Source organism: Streptomyces sp. NBC_00885, assembly GCF_045207475.1.
Classification (GTDB): Bacteria; Actinomycetota; Actinomycetes; order Streptomycetales; family Streptomycetaceae; genus Streptomyces.
Genome location: NZ_CP108796.1, coordinates 336046 through 360873, shown reverse-complemented (window position 1 = coordinate 360873; position 24828 = coordinate 336046). Strand labels below are relative to the sequence as shown.

The 24828-nt window shown below is 69.2% G+C and carries 20 protein-coding genes; 9 read left to right on the top strand and 11 right to left on the bottom strand.

What is annotated here, in order from left to right:
* Window positions 1–23 precede the first annotated feature (23 nt).
* Genes OHA61_RS01785 through OHA61_RS01765 form a run of 5 tightly spaced genes read left to right on the top strand, consistent with a single transcriptional unit; the run spans window position 24 to window position 7186 of the window.
* Window positions 24–875: a bifunctional methylenetetrahydrofolate dehydrogenase/methenyltetrahydrofolate cyclohydrolase gene (locus tag OHA61_RS01785; RefSeq protein ID WP_361916255.1), complete on the top strand. Its 852-nt coding sequence runs from the start codon at window positions 24–26 to the stop codon at window positions 873–875.
* The gene (glyA, locus tag OHA61_RS01780) at window positions 872–2149 is read left to right on the top strand and encodes a serine hydroxymethyltransferase (protein ID WP_406301338.1); all 1278 of its coding nucleotides are present in this window, start codon (window positions 872–874) and stop codon (window positions 2147–2149) included. The genes OHA61_RS01785 and glyA overlap by 4 nt, the downstream gene beginning before the upstream one ends.
* Window positions 2146–3378, top strand: coding sequence for a sarcosine oxidase subunit beta family protein (locus OHA61_RS01775; RefSeq protein WP_324984181.1), 1233 nt, complete (start codon window positions 2146–2148; stop codon window positions 3376–3378). The genes glyA and OHA61_RS01775 overlap by 4 nt, the downstream gene beginning before the upstream one ends.
* Window positions 3379–3390: 12 nt before the next feature.
* The gene (locus OHA61_RS01770) at window positions 3391–6603 is read left to right on the top strand and encodes a sarcosine oxidase subunit delta family protein (protein ID WP_406301337.1); all 3213 of its coding nucleotides are present in this window, start codon (window positions 3391–3393) and stop codon (window positions 6601–6603) included.
* Complete coding sequence (locus OHA61_RS01765; protein ID WP_406301336.1) at window positions 6596–7186, top strand: sarcosine oxidase subunit gamma; 591 nt, start codon at window positions 6596–6598, stop codon at window positions 7184–7186. Before OHA61_RS01770 ends, OHA61_RS01765 begins: the two co-directional genes overlap by 8 nt.
* Before the next feature lie 3 nt (window positions 7187–7189).
* On the opposite strand, the gene aspA is transcribed toward OHA61_RS01765, so the two are convergent.
* The gene (gene aspA / locus OHA61_RS01760; RefSeq protein WP_406301335.1) at window positions 7190–8638 is read right to left on the bottom strand and encodes an aspartate ammonia-lyase; all 1449 of its coding nucleotides are present in this window, start codon (window positions 8636–8638) and stop codon (window positions 7190–7192) included.
* 111 nt (window positions 8639–8749) lie between these two features.
* Window positions 8750–9772: an asparaginase gene (locus OHA61_RS01755; RefSeq protein WP_406301334.1), complete on the bottom strand. Its 1023-nt coding sequence runs from the start codon at window positions 9770–9772 to the stop codon at window positions 8750–8752.
* Between the two features lie 205 nt (window positions 9773–9977).
* Here OHA61_RS01755 and OHA61_RS01750 point away from each other — a divergent pair, with 205 nt between their 5' ends.
* Window positions 9978–10433 carry an Lrp/AsnC family transcriptional regulator gene (locus OHA61_RS01750; RefSeq protein ID WP_324984166.1) on the top strand — a complete coding sequence of 152 codons (456 nt, stop codon included), beginning with the start codon at window positions 9978–9980 and terminating at the stop codon, window positions 10431–10433.
* A gap of 45 nt (window positions 10434–10478) precedes the next feature.
* Here OHA61_RS01750 and OHA61_RS01745 read toward each other — a convergent pair whose 3' ends face one another.
* From OHA61_RS01745 to OHA61_RS01720, 6 genes are all read right to left on the bottom strand, one after another.
* Complete coding sequence (locus OHA61_RS01745) at window positions 10479–11096, bottom strand: MBL fold metallo-hydrolase (RefSeq protein ID WP_406301333.1); 618 nt, start codon at window positions 11094–11096, stop codon at window positions 10479–10481.
* Window positions 11097–11183: 87 nt separating this feature from the next.
* The gene (locus OHA61_RS01740; protein ID WP_406301332.1) at window positions 11184–12629 is read right to left on the bottom strand and encodes an amino acid permease; all 1446 of its coding nucleotides are present in this window, start codon (window positions 12627–12629) and stop codon (window positions 11184–11186) included.
* Between the two features lie 387 nt (window positions 12630–13016).
* The gene (locus OHA61_RS01735; RefSeq protein WP_406301331.1) at window positions 13017–14387 is read right to left on the bottom strand and encodes an NAD-binding protein; all 1371 of its coding nucleotides are present in this window, start codon (window positions 14385–14387) and stop codon (window positions 13017–13019) included.
* A gap of 163 nt (window positions 14388–14550) precedes the next feature.
* Window positions 14551–15174, bottom strand: a complete 624-nt coding sequence (locus OHA61_RS01730; protein WP_406301330.1) for a histidine phosphatase family protein — start codon at window positions 15172–15174, stop codon at window positions 14551–14553.
* A 135-nt stretch (window positions 15175–15309) separates the two neighbouring features.
* Window positions 15310–16254 (bottom strand): ribose-phosphate pyrophosphokinase, encoded by a 945-nt coding sequence (locus tag OHA61_RS01725; protein WP_361909832.1) that lies wholly within the window; start codon window positions 16252–16254, stop codon window positions 15310–15312.
* A 231-nt stretch (window positions 16255–16485) separates the two neighbouring features.
* Entirely contained in the window at window positions 16486–16665 is a 180-nt protein-coding gene (locus OHA61_RS01720) for a hypothetical protein (RefSeq protein ID WP_406301329.1), read from the bottom strand.
* A gap of 614 nt (window positions 16666–17279) precedes the next feature.
* Between OHA61_RS01720 and OHA61_RS01715 the strand changes: the two genes are divergently transcribed.
* A complete protein-coding gene (locus OHA61_RS01715; RefSeq protein WP_406301328.1) occupies window positions 17280–18812 on the top strand; it encodes a S8 family peptidase in 1533 nt (510 codons plus the stop codon).
* 118 nt (window positions 18813–18930) lie between these two features.
* Window positions 18931–19488, top strand: coding sequence for a hypothetical protein (locus OHA61_RS01710; RefSeq protein WP_406301327.1), 558 nt, complete (start codon window positions 18931–18933; stop codon window positions 19486–19488).
* 61 nt (window positions 19489–19549) lie between these two features.
* Here the strand turns inward: OHA61_RS01710 and OHA61_RS01705 are convergent, their stop codons facing one another.
* Window positions 19550–20545, bottom strand: coding sequence for an NAD(P)-dependent alcohol dehydrogenase (locus tag OHA61_RS01705; protein WP_406301326.1), 996 nt, complete (start codon window positions 20543–20545; stop codon window positions 19550–19552).
* Window positions 20546–20888: 343 nt separating this feature from the next.
* On the opposite strand from OHA61_RS01705, the gene OHA61_RS01700 reads away from it, so the two are divergent.
* Entirely contained in the window at window positions 20889–22694 is a 1806-nt protein-coding gene (locus tag OHA61_RS01700) for a VanW family protein (RefSeq protein ID WP_406301325.1), read from the top strand.
* A gap of 37 nt (window positions 22695–22731) precedes the next feature.
* Here the strand turns inward: OHA61_RS01700 and OHA61_RS01695 are convergent, their stop codons facing one another.
* Both OHA61_RS01695 and OHA61_RS01690 read right to left on the bottom strand, forming a co-directional pair.
* Entirely contained in the window at window positions 22732–23832 is a 1101-nt protein-coding gene (locus OHA61_RS01695) for a mechanosensitive ion channel family protein (protein ID WP_406301324.1), read from the bottom strand.
* Between the two features lie 256 nt (window positions 23833–24088).
* Window positions 24089–24793 carry a DUF6300 family protein gene (locus tag OHA61_RS01690; protein ID WP_406301323.1) on the bottom strand — a complete coding sequence of 235 codons (705 nt, stop codon included), beginning with the start codon at window positions 24791–24793 and terminating at the stop codon, window positions 24089–24091.
* Window positions 24794–24828 lie beyond the last annotated feature (35 nt).

The following is a 24828-nucleotide window of genomic DNA, read 5'->3' as shown; positions in this document are numbered from 1 at the left end:
CCAGCTGTAGGAAGAGGAGCACCGTGAGCGCACAGGTCCTCGACGGACGCCGTACAGCCGCCGCGATCCGCACCGAACTCGCCGAGCGCGTCGCCAAGCTGGCCGCGCGGGGAATCACACCCGGCCTCGGAACCGTACTGGTCGGCGACGACCCCGGCAGCAACGCGTACGTCGCCGGCAAGCACCGCGACTGCGCGCAGATCGGCGTCGCCTCCATCCGGCGCGAACTGCCCGCCGACGCAACGCAGGCACAGGTCGAGGCCGTCATCGACGAGCTCAACGCCGACCCCGGCTGCACCGGCTACATCGTCCAACTGCCGCTGCCGCGCGGCCTCGACGCCCACGCCGTACTGGAGCGCATGGACCCGGCCAAGGACGCCGACGGCCTGCACCCCGTCAGCCTCGGCCGCCTCGCGCTCGGCGTCGAAGCCCCGCTGCCCTGCACCCCGCGCGGCATCGTGGAACTACTGCGCCGCCACGACGTGCCCCTCGCCGGAGCGCGGGTGTGCGTCATCGGGCGGGGCATCACCGTCGGGCGGCCCATCGGACTGCTGCTCACGCGCAGGTCCGAGAACGCCACCGTGACCCTGTGCCACACCGGGACCAAAGGACTCGCCTGGCATGTACGGGAGGCGGACATCGTCATCGCCGCTGCCGGGTCGCCCGGACTGATCACCCCCGACATGCTCCGGCCCGGCGCCGTCGTCCTCGACGTCGGCATCACCCGCACCGACGAGGGGCTGGTCGGCGACGTTCACCCCGATGCCGCCAGGGTCGCCGGATGGGTCGCGCCCATGCCCGGCGGCGTAGGTCCCATGACGCGGGCGATGCTGCTCGCCAATGTCGTTGAAGCCGCCGAGAGGAACGCCGCATGAACCCGCTCAACGCGCCGCTCGCCGAGCTGGACCCCGAGGTCCATGCCGCAGTCTCCGCGGAGCTGAACCGCCAGCAGTCCACCCTCGAAATGATCGCATCGGAGAACTTCGCCCCCTCGGCGGTCATGGAGGCACAGGGTTCGGTCCTGACGAACAAGTACGCCGAGGGCTACCCCGGCCGCCGCTACTACGGCGGCTGTGAACACGTCGACGTGACCGAGCGCCTGGCCGTCGAACGCGTCAAGTCCCTCTTCGGCGCCGGATTCGCCAATGTGCAGCCGCACTCGGGAGCCCAGGCCAACACCGCCGTCTTCTTCGGCCTGCTGAAGCCCGGTGACACCGTCCTCGGTCTCGACCTCGCGCACGGCGGGCACCTCACCCACGGCATGCGGATCAACTACAGCGGCAAGATGCTCAATGTCGTGCCCTACCACGTGGACCAGACCGACAACCTGGTCGACATGGACGAGGTGGAGCGCCTCGCCAAGGAACACAATCCCAAGATGATCATCGCGGGCTGGTCGGCGTATCCCCGGCAGCTGGACTTCGCGGCCTTCAGGCGGATCGCCGACGAGGTGGGCGCGTATCTGATGGTCGACATGGCCCACTTCGCGGGCCTCGTGGCCGCCGGGCTGCACCCCAATCCGGTACCGCACGCCCATGTCACCACCACGACCACCCACAAGACACTCGGAGGCCCGCGCGGCGGCGTCATTCTGACCAATGAGGCCGACCTCGCCAAGAAGATCAACTCGGCGGTGTTCCCCGGTATGCAGGGCGGACCGCTGGAGCATGTCATCGCAGCCAAGGCGGTGTCGTTCAAGCTCGCCGCATCGCCAGAGTTCGCCGAACGGCAGGCCCGCACCCTCGCCGGCGCCCACATCCTTGCCGAGCGGCTCACCAGGCCGGACGCGGCCGCGGCCGGAGTCAGCGTGCTGACCGGCGGCACGGACGTCCATCTGGTCCTGGTCGACCTCAGGGAATCGGAGCTGGACGGACAACAGGCCGAAGACCGGCTTCACGAGATCGGCATCACGGTCAACCGCAACGCCGTCCCCTTCGACCCCCGCCCGCCCATGGTCACCTCGGGCCTGCGTATCGGCACCCCCGCACTGGCCACCCGCGGCTTCACCGAAGAGGACTTCGCCGAGGTCGCCGACGTGATCGCGCTCGCCCTCCAGCCCGCCCCCGATGTCGCGGCGCTGCGCGCCCGCACCGAAGCGCTGGCAGCCAAGCACCCGCTGTACCCGCACCTGATCGGAGACGCCCGATGAGCCCCCGCACCCCGGGCGCCGACCTCCCCGAGCACCCCGACTGGCTGTGGCGCACGCCCGAGCCGAAGCGGTCGTACGACGTGGTGATCGTGGGGGGCGGCGGACACGGTCTCGCGACCGCCCACTATCTGGCGAAGAACCACGGCATCACCAAGGTGGCCGTGCTGGAGAAGGGCTGGCTCGCGGGCGGCAACATGGCCCGCAACACCACCATCATCCGCTCCAACTACCTGTGGGACGAGAGCGCCGGAATCTACGAGCACGCTCTCAAACTGTGGGAAGGGCTGGCCGACGAACTCGACTACCCGATCCTCTTCTCCCAGCGCGGTGTGCTGAACCTCGCCCACAGCCTGCAGGACGTCCGCGACAGCGTCCGCCGCGTCGAGGCCAACCGGCTCAACGGCGTCGATGCCGAATGGCTCGACCCGCAGCAGGTCAAGGACGTCTGCCCCATCGTCAACATCTCGCCCGACGTGCGTTATCCGGTGATGGGCGGCACCTACCAGCCGAGGGCCGGCATCGCCAAGCACGACCATGTCGCCTGGGGGCTCGCACGCTCCGCCGACGCCGCCGGTATCGACATCATCCAGAACTGCGAAGTCACCGGCATCGACATCCAGGGCGGCCGGGTCACCGGAGTACAGACGACACTCGGCCCGATCGCCGCGGGCAAGGTGGCGCTCTGCTCGGCCGGTCACACCTCGGTGCTCGCCGCCATGGCGGGCTTCGAGCTGCCGCTGCAGAGCCATCCGCTGCAGGCGCTGGTCTCCGAGCTCCTCGAGCCGGTGCACCCCACGGTCGTGATGTCCAACGCGGTGCATGTGTACGTCAGCCAGGCCCACAAGGGCGAACTGGTGATGGGCGCCGGCATCGACGCGTACAACGCCTACACACAGCGCGGCGCCTTCCACATCATCGAGCATCAGATGTCAGCGGCACTGGAGCTCTTCCCGGTCTTCGCCCGCGCCCATGTGCTGCGGACCTGGGGCGGCATCGTCGACGTCAGCCCCGACGCCTCGCCCATCGTGGGGCTCAGCCCGGTGGACAACCTCTACCTCAACTGCGGCTGGGGCACGGGCGGCTTCAAGGCCACCCCGGGCGTCGGCTGGGTCTACGCCCACACCATCGCCCACGACACCCCTCACCACCTCAACGCCCCCTTCTCGCTCGACCGATTCACCACCGGCGCGCTCGTGGACGAGCACGGCGCGGCCGCGGTGGCCCACTAGGGAGCCGAATCGATGCTGCTCATCCCATGCCCCTGGTGCGGGCCCCGTGACGAGGCCGAATTCCACTACGGCGGCCAGGCACACGTGCCGTATCCCGATGACCCCGCCGCCCTGACCGACCAGGAGTGGGCCCGCTACCTGTTCTTCCGCGACAACCCCAAGGGCCCGTTCGCGGAGCGCTGGACCCACGCGTCGGGATGCCGCCGCTGGTTCAACGCCGTACGTGACACGGCGACGAACGAGATCCTTTCGGTGTACCGGGCGGGCGAGCCGCGCCCGGAGCATCCAGCCCCTCCGGCGGAACTCCAGCCCCTCCGGCGTTTGAGGAGCGGGGTCCGGGGCGGAGCCCCGGTTCTGGGAAGGGGCGGGGTGGGGCAGGAAACCCCCGCCCCCGCGCCCCACGGCTCGACCCAACCGTTCCGGCTCCCCACCACCGGCCGCGTATCCCGCGCCGACCGCCTCACCTTCACCTTCGACGGCACAACCTACGAGGGCTTCGGCGGCGACACCCTCGCCTCCGCCCTCCTCGCCAACGGCATCATCCAGACCGGCACCAGCATCAAACTCGGCCGCCCCCGCGGCATCTTCTCCGCCGGAGTCGAGGAGCCCAACGCCGTCGTCCAGATCGAGGAGCCGTTCCCCGAGCCCATGCTGCCCGCGACGGCCGTGGAGTTGTACGACGGCCTCGTCGCGAGCAGCCTCCCCGGGCAGGGACGGCTCGCCACCGAGCCCGACCCCGCACGCTACGACGCCGTCCACGCCCACTGCGACCTGCTGGTCGTCGGCGCAGGCCCGGCCGGACTCGCGGCCGCGTCCGCCGCCGCCCGCAGCGGCGCGCGCGTCATCCTCGCCGACGACCAGCCCGAGCCGGGCGGCAGTCTCCTCGGCACGGGCCAACTCCTCACCTGGGCAGCCGAGATCGAGGCGCTGCTCGAAGCCGCACCGGAAACCCGCGTCCTACGGCGCACCACCGTCTTCGGCTACTACGACGACAACCACCTCCTCGCCGTCGAACGCCGGACCAACCACCTCGGCGGCGCAGCCCCCGAGAACGTCTCCCGCGAGCGTGTCTGGCGCATCCGCGCCCGCCGGGTCGTCCTGGCCACCGGAGCCCACGAGCGCTCGCTGGCTTTCGCCGACAACGACCGCCCCGGCGTCATGCTGGCGGCCTCGGCCCGCACGTATGCCAACCGCTACGGCGTCCTGCCCGGCCGCCGCGCCGTCGTCTTCACCACCAACGACAGCGCCTACGCGGCCGCGCTCGACCTGGCGGCGGCGGGCGTGGAGATCGCGGCCGTCGTCGACACCCGCCCCGAACCGGGCCAGTGGGCGCGCCGCGCCCAGGACGCCGGGATCGAGGTATTGGCCGGGCATGCCGTGGTCGGTACCGAGGGCGACCAGCGGCTGTCGGCGGTTACCGTCGCTCCTTACTCAGAGCCGGCGAGGCAGCGCGAGTTCAGCGCCGACCTGCTGCTGGTCTCCGGCGGCTGGAACCCCGTCGCGCATCTGTTCAGCCAGGCGGGCGGAAAGCTCCGGTACGACGACACGCTCGGCACCTTCGTCCCCGACACCTGCCGTCAGGCGGTCGAGGTCGCAGGCTCCGCGGCCGGCGAATTCGATCTGTCGGCCGTACTCGCTCAGGGCGCCGCGGCGGGCGCCCGTGCGATCGAGGCCGAGGGCTATGTGGCCGGTGCGCCAGAGCTCCCCGTGGTGGCGGACGAACCGCAGTCCCCGCCCATGCAGGTCTTCGTCGTCCCCGGTCCCGCCGGTGCGCCCCGCTTCGTAGACCTCCAGCGTGATGTCACCGTCGACGACCTCGCCCGCGCGACCGGCGCCGGTATGCGCTCGGTCGAGCACACCAAGCGGTACACCACCGCCGGCACCGCCAACGACCAGGGCAAGACGTCAGGCGTCCTGGCCAGCGGCACCGTGGCCCAACTCCTGGGCGTGGACGTTTCAGCCCTGGGCACGACGACGTTCCGCCCTCCGTACACTCCCGTCTCCTTCGCCACCCTCGCGGGCCGCGACCGCGGCGCGCTCCACGACCCCGTGCGCGTGACCGCCCTGCACGACTGGCATGTCGGCCAGGGCGCGCTCTTCGAGAACGTCGGTCAGTGGAAGCGGCCCTGGTACTACCCCCAGGACGGCGAGGACATGAAGGCCGCCGTGCTCCGTGAGTGCCGCGCCGCCCGTGAGGGCGTCGCCTTCATGGATGCCTCCACACTCGGCAAGATCGACGTGCAGGGTCCTGACGCCGCCGTCTTTCTCGACCGGCTCTACACCAACATGATGAGCACCCTCAAAGTCGGCATGATCCGCTACGGCGTCATGTGCCGCCTCGACGGCATGATCTTCGACGACGGCACCGTCATCCGCCTCGCCCAGGACCGTTTCCTCGTCACCACCACGACCGGCAACGCGGCCGCCGTCCTGGACTGGATGGAGGAATGGCTGCAGACCGAGTGGCCCGAGCTGCGGGTCCACTGCACCTCCGTCACCGAACAGTGGGCCACCGTCGCCCTCGTCGGCCCCCGCTCCCGCGACGTACTGGGCGCCCTCGCCCCCGAACTGGCCGTCGCGAACGACGACTTCCCGTTCATGGCGTGGCGCGAGTCCTCGGTCGCGGACATCCCGGCCCGGGTCTGCCGGATCAGCTTCTCCGGCGAACTGGCCTACGAGATCAACGTGTCGCCGTGGGACGCCCGCGCGCTGTGGGAGGCGCTGTACGCAGCCGGGAGCCCGTACGGCATCACCCCGTACGGCACCGAGACCATGCACGTCCTGCGCGCCGAGAAGGGCTACCCGATCATCGGTCAGGACAGCGACGGCACGGTCACCCCGCAGGACCTCGGCATGAGCTGGGTGGTGTCCAAGAAGAAGCCCGACTTCATCGGCAAGCGCTCCCACGCACGCGCCGACACCACACGGCCCGACCGCAAGCACCTCGTCGGCCTGCTCCCCGAAGACCCGGACTCCTTCCTCCCCGAAGGCACCCATCTGGTCGCCGACAGCGTGCTGCCCGCGCCTCCCGTGCCCATGCTCGGCCACGTCACTTCCAGCTACCACAGCGCTGCGCTCGGCCGTACCTTCGCGCTCGCCCTGATCAAGGGCGGCCGGGACCGCATCGGCGAGCGGCTGTACGCGCCGGTCGGCGACCGTCTGGTCCCGGTGACCGTCGCAAGTCCCGTCCTTTACGACTCCGAGGGAGCCCGCCGCGATGGCTGACACCGCAATCCGCCACAGCCCCCTGGCACACGCCGCCGGCCGCCTCGCCGCCGTCACCCGCGCCTCGGGCGGCGACCTGCGCCTGGACGAACTTCCCTTCCTCACCCAGCTCACCGTCCGGCTCGACGCCAAGGGCCCGGCAGCCGACGCCGTGGGGCTCGCCCTGGGCCTTCAACTGCCCATCGAACCCAACTCCGTCGTACGCGCCGGTGACCTGCATGCACTGTGGCTCGGCCCCGACGAATGGCTCGTCGTCGCCCCGCCCGGCAGCGGGCCGGGTCTGGAGAACCGGATCCGGGCGGCAGCGGGCGACGAGCCGGCGGCGGTTACGGACGTCTCCGCCCAGCGCACCACCCTGCTCGTCAGCGGCTCCCGTGCCCGCGACCTGTTGGCCCACGGCTGCCCACTGGACCTGCACCCGCGTGCCCTCGGCCCCGGCCGCTGCGCCCAGACCACCCTGGCCCGCGCACAGGTCGTGCTCGTGGCACGGGACGAGCCGAGGGCGGGGTTCTGGCTGCTGGTCCGTTCGTCCTTCGCCGGGTATCTGGCGGACTGGCTGCTGGACGCGGCGTCGGAGTACTGACGCTCAGCCGCCGATCGCGCCCGCCGCCGCGGTCTGGACGTGCGGACGGGCGAGATTGTCCGGGCGCAGGATGAACTGAAGCTCTTCCTTGGTCAACAGGCCCTTGTCGAGGACGAGTTCATGAACGCTGCGGCCGGTCTGCAGCGCTTCCTGGGCGACCGCGGTGGCCTGCTCGTAGCCGATGTGCGGGTTCAGCGCGGTCGCCAGGCCGATGGACTGGGCGACGATGCCGGCGAGGTGCTCCCGGTTGGCGGTGATGCCGGTGACACAGCGCTCGGCGAGGGTCAGACAGCCGGCCCGCAGATGCGTCAGACTCTTCAGCAGGCTGTGGGCGATGACCGGTTCGAAGGCGTTCAGCTGGAGCTGGCCCGCCTCGGCGGCCATGGTCACCGTCATGTCGTTGCCGATGACCTCGAAGGCGATCTGGTTGACCACCTCGGGGACGACAGGATTCACCTTGCCCGGCATGATGCTGGAACCGGCCTGCACCGGCGGCAGATTGATCTCGGCGAAGCCTGCCCGCGGCCCGCAGGAAAGCAGCCGCAGGTCGTTGCACGTCTTGGAGAGCTTGACGGCGATCCGCTTCAGCACTCCCGACAGCTGGACGAACGCGCCGGCGTCCTGGGTGGCTTCGACGAGGTCGTGTGCGACCGTCAGCGGAAGTCCGGTGATGGTACGCAGATGCGCCGAAGCCAGTGCCGCGTACTCGGGGTGGGCGTTGAGTCCGGTGCCGATGGCGGTGCCGCCCAGGTTGATCTCCCGGATCAACTCGCATGCCTCGGTGAGGCGCTTGTGGTCCTCTCCCAGCATCACGGCGTACGTCGCGAACTCCTGGCCCAGGGTCATGGGCACCGCGTCCTGCAACTGCGTACGGCCCATCTTCAGGACGTCCGCGAACTCCTCCGCCTTCGCGGCGAAGGCACAGCGGAGGACCTCCATGGCGTCCAGCAGACGCTGAGCGGTGAAGTCGAGGGCGATCTTGACGGCGGTCGGGTAGACGTCGTTGGTGCTCTGTCCCGCGTTGACGTCCTCCAGCGGGTGCAGGTTGCCGTACGCGCCCTTGCGGTGGCCGAGGAGTTCAAGGGCCCGGTTGGCGACGACCTCGTTGGCGTTCATGTTCGTCGAGGTGCCCGCGCCGCCCTGGATCACGTCGACGACGAACTCGCCGTGGAGCTTCCCGGCACGGATTTCTTCGCAGGCGCTCACGATCGCGTCCGCCTTGCGTCCGTCCAGCAGACCGAGGTCGCGGTTGGCGAGGGCCGCTGCCTGCTTGACGCAGGCCAGGGCGGTCACCAGGTCCGGGTAGGCCGAGACGGGGATGCCGGTGATGGGGAAGTTCTCCACCGCCCGCAGGGTGTGGATGCCGTAGTAGGCGTCGGCGGGGACGTCCCGGTCACCGAGCAGATCGTGCTCGGCGCGGACCTCGGGGTGGACGTGGTCGTGCGTGGCCATAGAGGTGCGGACTCTCCTGTCGGGTGCGTACGGGGAGGAGTGGGACGAGGCTCGAAGTGGTGGGAGCCGCTCGGTCCGGGGGAGGGGGGAAGTAGACCGAGCGGCCCCGGTCTATGCGGGGACGAGCTCGGACGGTGGGTCGGCGTCGGCGGACATGGCCTCACCGAGCGCGTGGCGCAGCACCCGTTCCCGCTCCCGCGGGTCGGTGGCGGCGAGCAGTGCGGTGAGCACGGCGATCCGGGCCTGGCCGGCCCGCAGCGTGCCGGTCTTGACGGCGCCCGCGGCCACGAGGTCGACAGCGCCGCCGTGGGTGTAGATCTCGGTGACAGGACCGGCCTGGACGCGGGTGGTCAGGGCGACGAGCACGCCGCGGGAGGTCGCTGAGGCGACGGCTTCGACGAAGTCGGGTGTGGCGTTGCCGGCGCCGGTGGCCACGAGGACGATTCCCTGGGCCCCTGCGTTCACGGCCGCGTCCAGCAGGAGCGGGTCGGCGTCGCAGTGGTGCATCACCATGTCGACGCGGGGCAGGGCGTCCGGCATGCCGGGCAGGGCCAGCGCCGCAGGGCGCGGAGGGTGGCGCAGTACGGAGACGCGGCCGAAGCCGATGTTCCCTATGCGGGCACCGGACGGGTCGGCGAAGGCGTCGGCGGCGAGCGTCTGCGTCTTGACGGTGCCCCGGGCGGAGTGCACCTTGCCGTGGAACGCGACCAGGACCCCAAGGCCACGCGTCGTCGCGGCGGTCAGCAGCGCGTCGTGGAGGTTGTCGGGTCCGTCGCCGTCCGCCGCGTCGAGCGGAAGCTGGGCGCCGGTGAAGACGACCGGGCGGGGGTCGTCGTGGTGGAGGTCGACCAGGAACGCAGACTCCTCCAGGGTGTCGGTCCCGTGGGTGACGACGATGCCGTCGACGCCGGGGTCGGCGAGCACCTCGTGCACCGTGCGGAGCAGGGTGAGCTGGTGGGCGGTGGTGAGCCGGGGGCTGTTCACGCTGAACAGATCGACGACCTCGACGGTGACACCGTCGGGCACGGCCGCGGTGGCCATCACCTCCTCGCCGTGTGCGTCGGCGGCGAATCCCGAACCCTGCCAGCGGCTGGCTATCGTCCCGCCGGTACTGATGACGACGACGCGTCCCACAGTGCCCACTCCTCGCTCGTGTCGCCGGTTGCGGCGAATCCGACGGGGCACGCGGCCCGGCTTGGCTCGTGGCCCCGGCCGGGCTGCGCCCCATGGCTGACCCGGGGATGCCGGACCAGTCGGACGCAATGATAGAGTCTTGGGCTCGCAATTTGATCGCCAATTCTGGCTAACATTCGGCTTCTGCTTGGTGAATAATTGCGCCATGGATGAGATCGACCGGGATATCTTGCGTGAGCTTCAGAATGACGGGCGGCTGAGCAATCAGGACCTGGCACAGCGAGTGGGCCTGACCCCCTCACCGTGCATGCGCCGCGTCCGGCAACTGGAGCAGGACGGGGTGATCCAGGGCTATCGCGCGGTGATCGACCCGGAGGCGGTCGGCAGGAGCTTCGAAGTCCTCGTCTCCATCGAGGTGAAGCGGGACCGCGAGGTGGTCGAGGCCTTTGAGGCCGGTCTTCAGGACATCCCCGACGTCATCGAGGCGTACCGGCTCTTCGGCAGCCCGGGATGCCTGCTGCGTATCGCGGTCGAGGACCTGCGTGCGTACGAGCGGCTGTGGATCGAGAAGCTGACCTCGCTGTCCGGCGTCACCGAGGTCAACTCTCAGATCATCATGAAGCGGATCAAGGAGCCTCGCGGTCTGCCGGTGGACGGCTGAGCCCGACTGATCCGCCCTCGCAGCGCCCGCCGGGCGACAGCCGACCTAGAGATCGACAAACTCGCCCAGCGGGATACGGGAGTAGTCGGCCCCGCCCTGCCCGTCGAGCCACTGGTCGAAGTGGTCCAGTCCGACATCGCTGAGTTGGACGTCGTGGATGGGGAACGCGCGAGCGGGGCCAACCGTTCGCACGAACTCGATGACCTCACGGAGTTTCAGCCACGGGCCGGCTGCCGGGACAAGCAGTGTGTCGACCGCCTCGGCGGGGACGAACAGCGAATCCCCCGGGTGGTAGATGCCGTCGACGATGAAGCCGATGTTGGGGCAGCCGGGCAGGCCGTCGATGATCTCGGCGTGCTCGCCTCCGACGGCGCGCACGGTGAAGCCGGCGGCGGTGAAGGTGTCACCCGGTTCCACGGCGGTCACGCCCTCGCCGAGGGCTGCGGCCAGCGCGGGATGGGTGTGGACGGTCAGCGCGGGGTTGCTTTCGCGGGCCGCTTTGAGTTTGTCGAGGTCGATGTGATCCTCGTGCTCATGGCTGATGAGCACGGCGGTGGCGCCGGACAGTGATTCCATCTCGGAATAGGTGCCCGGGTCGATCACGAGCACTCGGTCGCCGTCTTCGAGACGCACACAGGCGTGGCCGTACTTTGTCAAACGCATCTGATCAACTTACCGGCAGGCGACCGCAGTCCGCATACCGCTCGGGCCGGTCCGGTTTGCACCAGCCCGAGCGGTGCAGAGGGCGAACTACCGCCTCGTGAACGCGTCCCCGGTGTCCGCGCGCAGTCGGTCCCGGACCACCGAGATCGCCACGACGAGCGCTGCCACGAGTACGGAGAGGATCACCTGATCCCGTCCGGCGTCATCGGTCAGCATGTAGACCAGGACGAACGAGATCATCGCGATCGTCGCCCATGTCAAGTACGGGAAGAGCCACATCCGTACGACGAGCTTGTCCGGCGACTCGCGCAGCAGGATGGCGCGCATCTTCAGCTGGGTGAAGCAGATGACCAGCCAGACGAACAGGGCAACCGCACCGGAGGAGTTCAGCAGGAAGAGGAACACCGTGTCGGGCCACTGGTAGTTGAAGAAGACCGCGACGAAGCCGAAGACGACCGACCCCAGAATGGCGGCCTGAGGCACGCCGCGGCTGTTCGTGCGGGCGAATGCCTTGGGCGCGTCGCCCCGCTCGCCGAGCGAGAAGGCCATACGAGAGGCGGTGTACAGGCCGGAGTTGAGGCAGGAGAGCACCGCGGTGAGGACGATGACGTTCATGATCTGGCCGGCGTGCGGGATACCGATCGCCTCCAGCGCCGCCACGTACGAACCACTCTCCTGGATCGCCGGATCGTCCCACTCGAGCAGGGACACCACGACCAGGATCGAGCCGAGATAGAAGACACCGATCCGCCAGATCACGCTGTTGGTGGCCTTGGTGACGGCACGTCGCGGGTCCTCGGACTCGCCGGCGGCGAGAGTGACGATCTCGCTTCCCATGAAGGAGAAGACGACCATCAGGATGCCGGTAAGGATCGCTCCGGGCCCGTTGGGCAGGAACCCACCGTGGCCGGTGAGATTGGCCAGGCCCACGGCCTCATGGCCGGAGCCGGGCAGTACGCCGAACACCGCGAGTCCGCCGATCACGATGAACGCGGCGATGGCGACGACCTTGATCCCGGCGAACCAGAACTCGAACTCGCCGTACGAGCCGACCGAGACCAGGTTGGTCGCCGTGAGCACCACCATGACGATGAGGGCCCAGCCCCACTGCGGGACTGCCGGGACCCATCCCTCGAGGATCTTCGCGCCGGCGGTGGCCTCGACGGCCAGGACCACGACCCAGAAGAACCAGTACAGCCAGCCGATGGAGAAGCCGGCCCAGCGGCCGAGTGCCCGGTCGGCGTAGGCGGAGAAGGAGCCGGAGGTGGGGTGGGCCGCGGCCATCTCGCCGAGCATCCGCATGACGAAGACGACCATCGCGCCGACCAGGGCGTACGAGACCAGGATGCCGGGGCCGGCGGCGGCGATACCGGAGGCGGAGCCGACGAACAGGCCGGCACCGATCACACCTCCGATCGCGATCATCGACAGATGACGGTTCTTGAGCCCGGCCTGCAGGCCGTCCGCGGAAGGCGTCTGCCCGCTCTCACGGGGTGGCGAAGCCACGTCGGTGTTCGAGGGTTGCGCGCTCATGCTCAGTCCTTACAGGGGGAATGGGGGTCAGACCGGCCTGTGGGTCGTCCACATGCCGAGCACGGGTGGGACGACGGTGTGTACGACCACAGGGGGGAGGCCGGAATGCCGATCCGCCGGAGCAGGTCTGCCTGTTCGCGGCCTGCTCGCCGTTGCCGGTGCCCACGTGCCGGTGAGGGGCCTCTCGGCGCATCGGGCTCGCGTACTGCGAGCCGCCGGGGGCAAGGACACGTGACGGTATGGAACGCCGGGGGGTGACCCGGCGCACGGAATCGGGGTACGCAGAAGGTAGGAGCGAACGCGACCGGGCCACCATGGACAGATGTCACGCGTGCCGCAGCCCTGTTCGTACAAATGCTCAAACGCGGTCGTAGGGGTGCAGCGGAGTCAGCCCGGGAGATGCGCGGCGGCGCTCTCCGCGCGGGCGTCGCCTGCCTGCGGGTGATCGCAGCGGTCCGCCACGGGCCACGGTACGAAAGCCCCGTCCCCGCACTGCACCAGCAGCCGCTTGCCGTGTGCCACGACGCCCCGCGGCCGCAGCCCGCTCAGACTCGCGGTCGTATATGCGGCGGTCAGGCTGTTGAGGTCGTGGACGTCGCCGATCCGGAACAGGGAGCGGGTCTCCGCGATGGCCTCGTGCTCGCCCGCGCGCATGACCACACGCAACTCGGGCGCGACCGCCAGGGCCGTCACCGATACGGCGATGTTGTCCAGGTCGTCGGAGGCCACGGCGGCCAGCGCCTGCGCCTGTCGCAGACCGAGCGTGCTGAGCACGAACCGGTCGGTCGCATCGGCTACGACCACGGGCACTCCAAGTGCCCTGGCCAGCCGCAGGTTCGGCGCCGCCGGATTCCGCTCGACAGCGATCACGCCGATGCCCAGAGCCTGCAGCTGGGTGCACAGACGCAGGCCGACCTGTCCGAGCCCGACGACCACCACATGCCCCGCCCGCGGCAGGGCCCGGGACCCCACGATGCCGACCGCGCGCGGTCCCAGCAGACGATCGACCATGCCCGCGGTGAAGACCGCGGTGAAGACAATGGTGACGAGCATCGCGACGGCGGAGAAAGCCAGATAGGTGTCCGAACCATGGGCGGCTGCCGGGCCGACGGCGGACACGGTGCGCGCCGCTTCGAACAGCGCCTGGACCGGCGGGCGGTGGTGGAAGGCCACGGCCCAGGCCCAGTCGGCCAGCAGCACCGTGGCCAGCCCGGCCAGACCCGTCAGCATGATCCGTGAACTGCCGTCGTGCGGCCGCAGCTGCCCGCGGACCCTGCCCAGCAAGGCTCGGCACCGCAGCGAGCGAGGTGGCTGCCAGGGCTCCTCGTGCACGGTGTCGTCCTGCCAGCGGGCGCCTGTGTGGCCCGCGGGTGTCCGGTTGAGGCTCAGCAGACCCGGCTGGAGGCAGGCGGCCAGGAGCACGGGTGCGGCGACATCGGCCGGCGAGGTGACCTGGCAGTTCGGGAGTACGCGCAGGAGTTGCTCGCCGACCGTCCGGTCGAAGACCGTCACGACCAGCTTGAGGCCGGGACGGATGTGCTCGACGGCGAGCGCGTAGCGCAGCGACTCGACGTCGTCGTCGAGCAGCACCGCGACGCCCGCCACCTCCCGGCGCAGCGCCCGGCGCAGATCCTCGTCCGTGGGACGGTCGAGGTGGCGCACGACGTGCCCGGCCGACAGCAGCAGACCGCAGACTCTGCGCGCCATGTCGCTGCCGATCACCACGAAGTACTGCTGTGGCGCTGCGTTCTCGGGCATCGCGTATGCACTCCCTCGCCTCTCAGGTGGTGAGAACGTTAGGGGCGTGGTCCGCGTATGTGCTCGTCCCTGTGTCTGAGATGGCGGAGCCATTGCCTGTACGACTGCACAAGCCCGAAGCGGCCCACTTCTGTCGCCTCGTGTCCACGATTCGCGTTCGCCCTCAGATGCAGAGGTCGGGCGGGAAGCCGGTCCAGCGAAGCTCTGTGGGCAGGTGTCCCGTGTCGTTGTAGAAGAGCACGGAAGCGGGCCGGCTGGGCGCGTATCGGATAACGGTCAGCGCGGCGTTGGCGTGGAGCAGGCCCATCCAGCGCCACTTCGGAGCGTCGAGGGCGGCTCGGACGAGCCAGCCGATGAGGAAGTTGTGGGTGACGATCAGTTCGTGGCGAGGCTCGTCACCGTCGACCGGTCCAGTGAACTGCGCGAGTGCTGCCTGAGCCAACTCCGGGCCCTGTTCGCGCTCTTCGGCCGGGAACTCGGACAGGCGGGCAAGCATGGCGTCGGCCGATTCCGGAGGCAGCTCACCTCGCTGCGGCAGGTAGGGGATGTAGTCCCCGGCCGGTTCCGACACCTGCGAGGGAACGCCGTCGAGCTGGTCGCAGACCAGCCGGGCAGTCTGCTCGGCTCGGGGGAGCGGGCCGTGGTGGACGGCCTTGAGAGGGCTGCCGCGAAGCCGCTCCCCAAGCAGTACGGCTTGTCGGCGGCCGTTGTCCGTCAGCTTGCTCTCATCCGGTGAAGCCTCACCGTGCCGGGCGAGGTAGAGGTAGCGGTCGGCTGTTCCAGCCATGGGCGAGTCCTCCGTCAGCGTTCATGATCTTGCGAACGCTGGGATGGACGTCGACGAGCGCCGGGTGGTTCCGCGGTCAGACGAACGCAGGACGCAGAGGCACCGCCTCCTTCGACGGCACTGGCCTCCAGCCGGTCACGGGGCGTCGAACAGCGCGCTGACCGACTCGCCGTTGTGGATACGCCGCATGGCCTCGGCCAGCGCCGGGGCGATCGACAGGACCGTCAGCTTGTCCGTGCGCTGCTCGGCAGGGATGGGCACGGTGTTCGTACAGACGATCTCCAGCACGTCGGGCTGTTCCGACAGACGCTTCAGCGCGCCGGCGGCGAACAGACCATGGGTGCAGGCGACCCGGATCGACCGGGCTCCCAACTCCCTGAGCCGGTCGAGGAGTTCGAGGACGGTGCTGCCTTTCGCGATCTCGTCGTCGAGCACGATCACATCACGGCCGGCGACGTCCCCGATGACCGAGCTGATGCTCACCCGGTCGTCCGCGAAGCGCTGCTTGGCCCCGGCCGCCACCCTCGCCCCCAGCAGCCGCGCGAAGGCAGCCGCCTCCTTGGCGTTACCCAGATCCGGAGACACGACCGTCGTGTTCGACAGGTCGTAGCCGCGAAAGTGCTCGGCCAGTTCACGCAGTGCGTGGAGGTGATCCACGGGCACCGAGAAGAAGCCGTGCACCTGCGGCGAATGCAACGTCAGCGCCAGGACACGGTCGGCGCCCGAAGCCACCAGCAGATCAGCCACCAGCCGCCCGCCGATCGAGATTCTCGGCGCATCCTTCTTGTCCGAACGCGCATAGGCGTAGTGCGACATCACCACGGTGACGCGACTCGCTGAAGCCCCGCGGGCCGCGTCGCACATCAGCAGCAGCTCAACGAGGTTCTCCTGTACGGGAGTGACCAGCGGCTGGACCAGAAAGACGTCCCGCTCACGGCAGTTGGCCTGCAGCTGGACCCCAAGGCAGTCATTCGCGAACCGGCTGACCCGTGCGGGACTGAGCGGTACACCCAGATGGGCACAGACCTCGGCTGCCAGCTCGGGATGGGCGCTACCGCTGAATACGGCGATGTCTCGCACGAACTGCTCCTGGCGTGATCGAGTCGGGATGCCACCGACAGGCTACTGGCCCTCACCCCCGGGGATTATCGCCGAATCAGAGCATCCGCCGAGATACCGACCACCCTGTCGGCGCCCGTCGGTCCGCGCCGGGGCAGATCTGATCCCCGGCCGGCCCGGACCGTATTTCCAGGGCCTTCACCGGGGACGATCGCCGAATGGACGGTCGGCGGTCCGACGCTGCGCGAAGGATCAGTTGTGGCCGAACTTCCGCTCATGCTTACGGGTGACCGGTTCCGAGATCCGGTGCTCCGGATCACGGGGAGCCGAGGTTTTCGGTTGCTGCTCCTTCGCCTGCACGACGGTGGTGCGCTCATGGCCGCCGCTGCGGGCGCCGCGATTCTGCCGACTCTGTTTCTTGCCCATGATCATGCCTCCTGGCGCGGATGTCGGACGATGGGCCGCTATCAGGCTTTCACGCGGGCACGAAGCGTGCATTTCGGACAGGCGCCGGGCTCGCCCCCGTCCAGGCGCCGACCGCGACAGAGGTTCCGGGGGAGTGTGGCCACCCCTGCGCACTACCCGGCAGGCAGCGCGGGCACCCGCCGGGAGGGCACTGCCGGCATGGCTCGGCGAGCCGGTCGGCGCCGGGGCGGAGGGTCGCCCGACTCCGCACGCGGTGGTTCGCGGGCGAGCACACGGCGCCAGGCGTCGACCCCGCGCCGGACGGGACTCCCGTGCATGGCAGTTGGGCTGGGTGATCACCACCTCATTTGCCCAGTACGGGCGTTGAGTCTGCCCCAAGTCCGGTCATATGCGTTGAAATTGACCCGTCCGGCGAGGGGGTGACACGGGCCGACGAGAGTTGGGGGGCTCCGGCATCAGGCCGTGGGCGCAATGTCTACGGGTGAGACGGGAGTAAACGAAGAAACCTGTTGTCGCTGGCCATTGATACGCACACTTGATCGACGCTAGCTTTCTTCGTCACGTACCCCCGCCCCTGCGTACACGCTTCGGGCGGTCCCACTCATGATGTGGAGTACTTCATGGCTCAGCTGCGCTCCAGACGCCTGCGCGCCGCCCTCGCGGTGCCGGCCGGTCTGGCGCTGACCGCGTCGCTCGGCTTTCTGCCGGGCACTGCCCAGGCCGCCGTTCAGGACACCCCTGCCACGGCGGCCACGGAGGGTCCCAAGCTCTCGTACGTGGTCAACACCAAGGCGAACCTCGGCACCATCAAGGCCGTTGAGAAGGCCATAGCCGCAGCCGGCGGCACCATTGTCATCACCCACGAGAAGATCGGCGTCATCGTCGTCCACTCGACGAACCCCGACTTCGCCAAGCAGATGCGCACGGTCAAGGGCGTACAGAGCGCGGGTGCCACCCGTACCGCGGCACTCGCCCCTGCGAGCACCACCGAGATCGGCGCCCCGGAGTACGTGGACAGCGCCAAGGCGCAGGCCGCTGCGGCCTCCACCGATGGTGCCGAGCCGCTCGAGGCCGACCAGTGGGACCTGCGCGCCATCGGCGCGGACAAGGCCGCCAAGATCAACCCGGGCAGCGCGAAGGTCACCGTCGCCGTGATCGACACCGGCGTCGACGACACCCACCCCGACCTCGCCGCGAACTTCTCCAAGAGCCAGTCCGCCAACTGCGTGGGCGGCGTCGCGGACACGAGCGAGGGCGCCTGGCGTCCGTACGACCCCGCGAACGACTACCACGGCACGCACGTCGCGGGTGAGATAGCCGCCGCCCGTAACGGCATCGGCGTGGCCGGCGTCGCCCCGGGCGTCAAGGTCGCCTCGATCAAGGTGAGCGACCCGACGACCAGCCTTTTCTTCCCGGAGAGCGTGGTCTGCGCGTTCGTCTTCGCCGCCGACCACGGTGTCGAGATAACCAACAACAGCTATTACATCGACCCGTGGCTCTACAACTGCATGGACGACCCGGACCAGAAAGCCATCGTCGACGCGGTGAACCGGGCCTCCCTGTACGCGCAGAGCAAGGGCACGCTGCACGTCGCGTCCGCGGGCAACTCCAACGACGACCTGGACTCCGACGCGATCGTCGACGACTCCAGCCCCGACGACACCACCCCCGTGCCGCGGACCGTCGACCCGCACGAGTGCTTCGACATCCCGACCCAGCTGCCGGGTGTCGTCACGGTCTCCGCGACCGGCGTGCAGAACCTGAAGTCGTACTACTCCAGCTACGGACAGGGCGTCGTCGACGTCGCGGCACCGGGCGGCGACAAGTACCAGATTCCGGACACCCCGTCGAAGAACGGGCGGATCCTGGCGACCATGCCCAACAACGGGTACGCCTTCCTGCAGGGCACCTCGATGGCAAGCCCGCACGTGGCCGGTGTCGCGGCGCTCCTCAAGAGCACCCACCCGTGGGCCGGCCCGCTGGCTCTGCAGACACTGCTCAAGGCCCAGGCGGACAACCCGGGTTGCCCGACAGGCCTGTACGACCCCGACGGCAACGGCATCGAGGACTCGACCTGCAAGGGCTCCAAGCGGGTCAACGGCTTCTACGGTTACGGCATCGTCAACGCGCTCGACGCCGTCACACAGCACTGACCCACCGCGCGCCCTGGGGCCTGCTGCACTGGCAGGCCTCGGGGCGCCGGCCTGAAGACACCCTCGTCGGGCGCCCGCCGTTACGATCACGGCTTGTCACCGAGGACTGGGAGGGGCCATGACCGAGAGTTCGGGCGTGGTGCACGATATCGATGCCAACGACGTCGTCGAGCTGAGATTCGAGCTGCGGCAGCCGGACTGGCAGGACGCGTTCCGTGGGCGGGCGCAGGTGCCGCAAGGAGCGAAAGCCCGGCTGCTCGGGCTCGTTGGCCCGCTGATCCTGGTGGCGGCGGTGTTCATCCTCACCGGCAACGGCCTGGCCGCAGGTGCCGTGTTCTGCGGCATGTTGCTGGGCATGCCGCTCAGGCGAGGCGTCATGGCCGCTCGGCAGGCCAGGGCGGGCGCCCCGCTCGGGCCGTGGACCGCGACCGTCGTCGACTCCGGCGAGGGGATACGGTTCGCGGGCACCGACATGGAAGTCCGCCGGGGCTGGGGCAGCCTCGGCGGGTACGTGGAGACGGCGGCAGGGTTCGTGCTGCTGAACCCAGCCCCGCTCAGACTGGTGGTGCTCTATCTGCCGAAGCGGGCGCTGTCGGCGCCGGTCGGAGTCGACCGGCTGCGCGAGATACTGGATCGGCGCCTGCACCGGTACGGGCGCCACGCGGCGAGGCACTGAGCCCCGTGAGGATGCCGGCTGTGACGTCGGCTTGATCCGCCGGTCAGCCCCCTCCATTGCCTCACACGGTGATGACCACCTTCGCGCGCGCGTGCTCCACTTCGAGGTACCGGATGGCCTCGGGTACCTGGCTCAGCTGGTACGTCCGGTCGATGACCGGGGTGACCTTTCCGGACTCGGCGAGCTCCCTCAGTACCGCCAGGTTCTCCTTGCCCGGCGACTCCGTGAGTGCGAGCAGCCGGTGGCGGACAAAGGGTGACAGTGCCTGCCCCCTGATGAGGAGACCCATCGGCCCGACGGGACTGCCGCCGCCGGACACGCCTCCGCCGGACATGACGAGCGTCCCCGTGGGTGTCAGCGCGCGCCGGAATTCGCTCAGTGAACGGTTGCCCACCAGGTCGAACACGACGTCGTACCGCCGTCCGCCCCGGGCGAAGTCCTCCCGTGTGTAGTCGATGACCTGGTCCGCGCCCAGCGACCGGACAAGGTCCACGTTTCTGGTGCTGCACACGGCGGTCACCTCCGCGCCGAACGACTTGGCGATTTGTACGGCGAACGTTCCGACGCCGCCAGACGCGCCGTTGATCAGGACGTGCTGTCCCGGTTGTACTCGCCCGACGTCGCGCAGGCCCATGAGGGCCGTGTTGCCCGCCAGCGGCATCGCGGCCGCCTGCTCGAAGGTCAGGTTGGCCGGTTTCGGTTCCACCGTCCCGTCCGGGGCGCACACGTACTCCGCGAATGCTCCATCGGCGTTGCCGAGGTCGCCGTACACCTCGTCGCCAGGACGGAACCGTGTCACCTCCGCGCCGACCGCCTCCACGCGACCCGCGAAGTCCCTGCCTCGGATCCGCCTCTTCGGCCCGCTGAACCCGAATACGGAGGGGAGCATCAGCCGCGCGATGTACGGGTCGCCGCGCATGACGTGCCAGTCGCGCGCGTTGACCGCGGCCGCGTGTACCCGTACGAGAACCTCGTTGGCGGCCGGCGCCGGCTTGTCGAGCTCCGTGAGTTCCAGGACGTCAGGTGAGCCGTACCGGTCCTGGACGATTGCTTTCATCGGGGTCTCCGTAACGAGTGACTTCGGTACGGAGTGGCCGACTGGCCGGAAAGCTCCGTACTCCTCGCGACCGTAGAGGAATGCCCGCGGTCCGGACATCGGGGACGATCCCTAGGTGATGTCTGCTGCATGACTGGCTGCTGCGTGTACCTCACGCTCAGTAGACGGAAGGGGCCGGGGCCGCACGGCGGGGTCTTGGGGAAACGTCCTCGATCGTGATGGAAATTACATTCTTCCTATTTGGTCCATTTTCTGGACTATTCTGTCCCGAATTCGCTTGTGCAGGTCTGGCTCCGGCTGGCCAAACGCACTTTTCCGGCCCGTCGGCGCTACAGGGAGAGACATGGGACGCGTACGCAGCAGAACCGTCAACTGGCGAACGGTTCTGCCCGTCGCAGGTGGGGCTGTCGTGCTCGGACTGGGTGGCCTCTACGTCGCTGGGCTCGTGGCCGGCGACGACATCGCCGAGGGGACAAGGGTGCGCGGTGTCGACATCGGCGGAATGGGCCGGGCGGAGGCCCAGCGGGTCCTGGACCAAAAGCTCGGTCCTCTCTTCGCGGCGCCGGTCGCGCTGAAGATCGGTGACCGTATCGAGAAGGCCGATCCCGGCGCGCTCGGGCTGTCCCTCGACTCCGCAGCGACCGCCGACCGCGCCGCGAGCGCAGGATCCGGCCCGGTGACGGCGATCGGCAGGCTCTTCGACTCCGGCCGCCGGGACGTCGAGCCGGTGGTCCGGGTGGACGAGCACACGAGCCGGGCGGCAATCGACCGTATCGCCGCGGCCGCCGAGCGGCAGGTGCGGGATGGGGCCATATCGTTCGAGAAGGGCGGAGCCAAGGCCATCACTCCGGTCACCGGCGTCGCCGTGATCGAAGACAAGGCCCTGGACACCGTCCGCGACGGCTACCTCCGCACGCCGCATGCCGCCCCCGTCGTGATGCCGGTGAAGCAGACGCAGCCTCGCATCGGGCCCCACGAGACCGAACGGGCGATGAAGGAGTTCGCGCAGCCCGCGATGTCCGCCCCCGTCACGCTGACCCTGGCCGACAAGCGCATACCCATCGGCCCCGCCGCCCTCGGCAGGCATCTGACGATGAAGCCCGACAGCGCCAACCGCCTCGTGCCCGCCCTCGATTCCAAGGGCCTGCTCGCCGACCCCGCTGTCTCCCGCCCGGTGCAGGACGCCTCCCAGGGCCCTCAGGATGCTGTGCTCCGGCTCGACAGCGACGACCGCGTCGTGGTGGACCGGGAAAGCGGCGTGGGGCGGCAGGTCACCGCGAAGGCACTCGGCGAGGCCGTCGTGCCCCTTCTGACCCGCTCAGGCCCGGCCCGCACCGGCGAGATAGCCGCCGCAACGCTCCAGCCGCAGTTCACGAGCGCGTCGGCGCAGCAGCTCGGCATCAAGGAGAAGGTCTCCTCGTTCACCGTCGCTTTCCCGCGCGCGCCCTACCGCAGCACCAACATCGGCCGCGCGGTGGAACTCATCAACGGCTCGGTTGTCCTCCCCGGACAGGAGTGGAGCTTCAACCGAACGGTCGGCGAGCGCTCGAAGGAGAACGGCTTCGTCGACGGCCTCATGATCAACAACGGTCAGTACGTGAAGTCGCCCGGCGGCGGCGTCTCCGCAGTCGCCACCACCATGTTCAACGCCATGTTCTTCGCCGGCGTCAAGCCGGTGGAGCACGGCGCCCACTCCTTCTACATCGAGCGATACCCCGAGGGCCGCGAGGCCACGGTCGCGTGGGGCACCCTCGACCTCCGCTGGATCAACGATTCCCCTCACGCCCTCTACATCAAGGCCGAATCCACTGACACGTCGGTGACCATCACTTTCCTGGGCACGAAGAAGTACGACGAGATACGTGCGACCAAGGGGCCGCGCACGAACATCAAGCCGCCGGCCACGCGCACGGGCAGCGGCCCGGAGTGCGAAGTCCAGACCCCACTCGAAGGGTTCGACGTTTCCGTCGGCCGCGTCTTCGTGCAGGACGGCCGGGAAGTCAAGCGTGAAAACTTCGACACCCACTACACGCCGCGCGACAAGGTCACGTGCACCCCGGAGAAACCGGCCCCGGCCCCGTCGGCGACGGCGAGCGGATCGGACGCTGCGCCCGCGACGGCGGCGAGCGACAGCGCCTCCGTCGGCTGACTCGAGACCGGCAGCAGCGCCGCAGGCCGAGTTCGCCTCACACGGGCGGGGTTCCGTGCGTCGGTGCGGTCATCGGCTCCGTGGAGAAGCGCTGGTGGGGAATCGGCAACTCGCCCTGCTGCAGGGCAATGGTGCGTGTCGGAGCGGGAACGCTGATGCCCTCGGCACGGTAGCGCCGGTGCAGACGCTTGATGAACTCGTGCTTGATCCTGTACTGGTCACTGAACTCGCCGACCCCCAGGATCACCGTGAAGCTGATCCTGGAGTCGCCGAACGTGTGGAAACGAACGAGCGCTTCGTGGTCGGGCAGACCACCGTCGATGTCCGCCATCACGCTCTCGACGACCTCCATGGTGACTTGCTCGACATGGTCCAGGTCGCTCTCGTAGCCGACGCCCACCTGGACGTTCAGCGTCATCTCCTGGTCCGGCCTGTGGAAGTTGGTCATGTTGGTGCCGGACAGCTTCGTGTTCGGGATGATCACCAGGTTGTTGGAGAGCTGGCGCACCACGGTGTTGCGCCAGTTGATGTCGACGACATAGCCCTCCTCGCCGCTGCTGAGCCGGATGTAGTCACCGGGCTGCACCGTTCGGGAAGCAAGGATGTGCACACCCGCGAAGAGGTTGGCCAGAGTGTCCTGCAGGGCCAGGGCGACTGCCAGACCCCCCACACCCAGCGCGGTGAGCAACGGGGCGATCGAGACGCCCAGGGTCTCCAGTACGACAAGGAAACCCATGGCCAGCACCAGGACGCGCGTGATGTTCACGAAAATCGTGGCCGACCCGGCGACACCGGTCTTGGACTGCGCCAGAGCCTGCACGAGCCCGGCGACGATCCTCGCGGCCGTGAGGGTCGCGGCCATGATGAGCACGGCTGTGAGCGTCATGGTGACGTTGCGTTGGACCCCGCCGTTCAGCGGAAGCACCGACGCCGCGACGGCCGCGCCACCGGTGATCGCGGCCCAGGGGGCCAGTGCGCGCAGGGCGTGGACGAGGATGTCGTCGCCGCCCCAACGGGTTCTGTCCGCCCGCACGCCGAGCCATTTCAGGATCACCCGCAGCACCAGCGCGGCCGCGATGCCTGCGGCCACCGCGATTCCGGCGACGATCACGTCGTGCATGGTGAGGTCCCGGGTCATCGCGTCCCTCCAGTTGCACGGGGGAGACGGTCGGCGGCGGTGGCTGTCGCCGGGATCCGTATGTGATGTGTCGTCACTTTGGCACCTGTGCATTCTGGGGGCGTGGTTGTGCGGTCGCGCCGGGACGTGAGGAACCGACCGGGCGCGACCTGTCATCCTGCCGCACGCCGCAGGCAGAGCTGCGGGTGGGCCCGCCCTCGGAATCGCGTAATGGGGCGTCAGGTGATGTGACGCGCTGGGCACGACTCCTGCGAGGTCAGCTGTCTGTGTCGGGTTGTGGCGGCTCTTCCGTGAGTTGCCGGAGCAGGTCCATCAGGCGTTGTTCAGCCTCCGGGCTCAATGGATCGGGTGGCTGCGGGACCTCGTCGCGCAGTTCGGCGGCAGTCGGGTCCTGGGCGGCCAGGCCTTCCGCGGTGGCTTCTCCAAAGCGCCGGATGACGTCCTGGAGCCGTGCGCGTTCTTCCGGAGTCGCGGTGGTGAGCTGGGCGCGAAGGGTGTCGCGGATCTCCTGGAGGCGTTCGACGTCGGCGATGTTGCCGGGGATGTCCTGGGTCATGAGCACCTGCAGGTTCGTCTCGGCCTGAGTGGTGCGGTCCGGCTCGACCGGCGCCTCGTCCGGTTCGTGGGCGGACCAGCACCAGCCGTGTTCGGCCATGCCCTCCTTGGTCCACTCCATGAGCAGGTCCGCGCCTTCGTGTACGCGCGACATGTCGTGGCCGCCCCCGGTGGCGAACCAGCACAGCAGCGCGGCGGCGGCCGGTTTGTCGGCATCGCAGGAAGAGCACAGTTCGAGGTGGATCGGAAAGCCGTTCGCGTCTTCCTGAGGCATGACGGCACTGGTGATCAGCGGCCCGCCGCATCGTGAACACGACGGCAACCTCTCTGCGAGTTCCACTTGGGTCACGCCGGCCTCCTTGCTCTTACGTGCGCCTACCAAAGCCCGCGAAATCTGCAGCGTCAACCTCCCCGTCGCTTCCGCTGCAGCGGGAGGCCGAA

Coding starts and splice junctions, on each gene's coding strand:
- OHA61_RS01770 (WP_406301337.1), top strand. CDS start 3,391: ATGCTGCTCATCCCATGCCCCTGGTGCGGGCCCCGTGACGAGGCCGAA.
- OHA61_RS01700 (WP_406301325.1), top strand. CDS start 20,889: ATGGGACGCGTACGCAGCAGAACCGTCAACTGGCGAACGGTTCTGCCC.
- OHA61_RS01750 (WP_324984166.1), top strand. CDS start 9,978: ATGGATGAGATCGACCGGGATATCTTGCGTGAGCTTCAGAATGACGGG.
- OHA61_RS01720 (WP_406301329.1), bottom strand. CDS start 16,665: ATGATCATGGGCAAGAAACAGAGTCGGCAGAATCGCGGCGCCCGCAGC.
- OHA61_RS01775 (WP_324984181.1), top strand. CDS start 2,146: ATGAGCCCCCGCACCCCGGGCGCCGACCTCCCCGAGCACCCCGACTGG.
- OHA61_RS01765 (WP_406301336.1), top strand. CDS start 6,596: ATGGCTGACACCGCAATCCGCCACAGCCCCCTGGCACACGCCGCCGGC.
- OHA61_RS01735 (WP_406301331.1), bottom strand. CDS start 14,387: ATGCCCGAGAACGCAGCGCCACAGCAGTACTTCGTGGTGATCGGCAGC.
- OHA61_RS01740 (WP_406301332.1), bottom strand. CDS start 12,629: ATGAGCGCGCAACCCTCGAACACCGACGTGGCTTCGCCACCCCGTGAG.
- aspA (WP_406301335.1), bottom strand. CDS start 8,638: ATGGCCACGCACGACCACGTCCACCCCGAGGTCCGCGCCGAGCACGAT.
- glyA (WP_406301338.1), top strand. CDS start 872: ATGAACCCGCTCAACGCGCCGCTCGCCGAGCTGGACCCCGAGGTCCAT.
- OHA61_RS01710 (WP_406301327.1), top strand. CDS start 18,931: ATGACCGAGAGTTCGGGCGTGGTGCACGATATCGATGCCAACGACGTC.
- OHA61_RS01715 (WP_406301328.1), top strand. CDS start 17,280: ATGGCTCAGCTGCGCTCCAGACGCCTGCGCGCCGCCCTCGCGGTGCCG.
- OHA61_RS01705 (WP_406301326.1), bottom strand. CDS start 20,545: ATGAAAGCAATCGTCCAGGACCGGTACGGCTCACCTGACGTCCTGGAA.
- OHA61_RS01730 (WP_406301330.1), bottom strand. CDS start 15,174: ATGGCTGGAACAGCCGACCGCTACCTCTACCTCGCCCGGCACGGTGAG.
- OHA61_RS01745 (WP_406301333.1), bottom strand. CDS start 11,096: ATGCGTTTGACAAAGTACGGCCACGCCTGTGTGCGTCTCGAAGACGGC.
- OHA61_RS01695 (WP_406301324.1), bottom strand. CDS start 23,832: ATGACCCGGGACCTCACCATGCACGACGTGATCGTCGCCGGAATCGCG.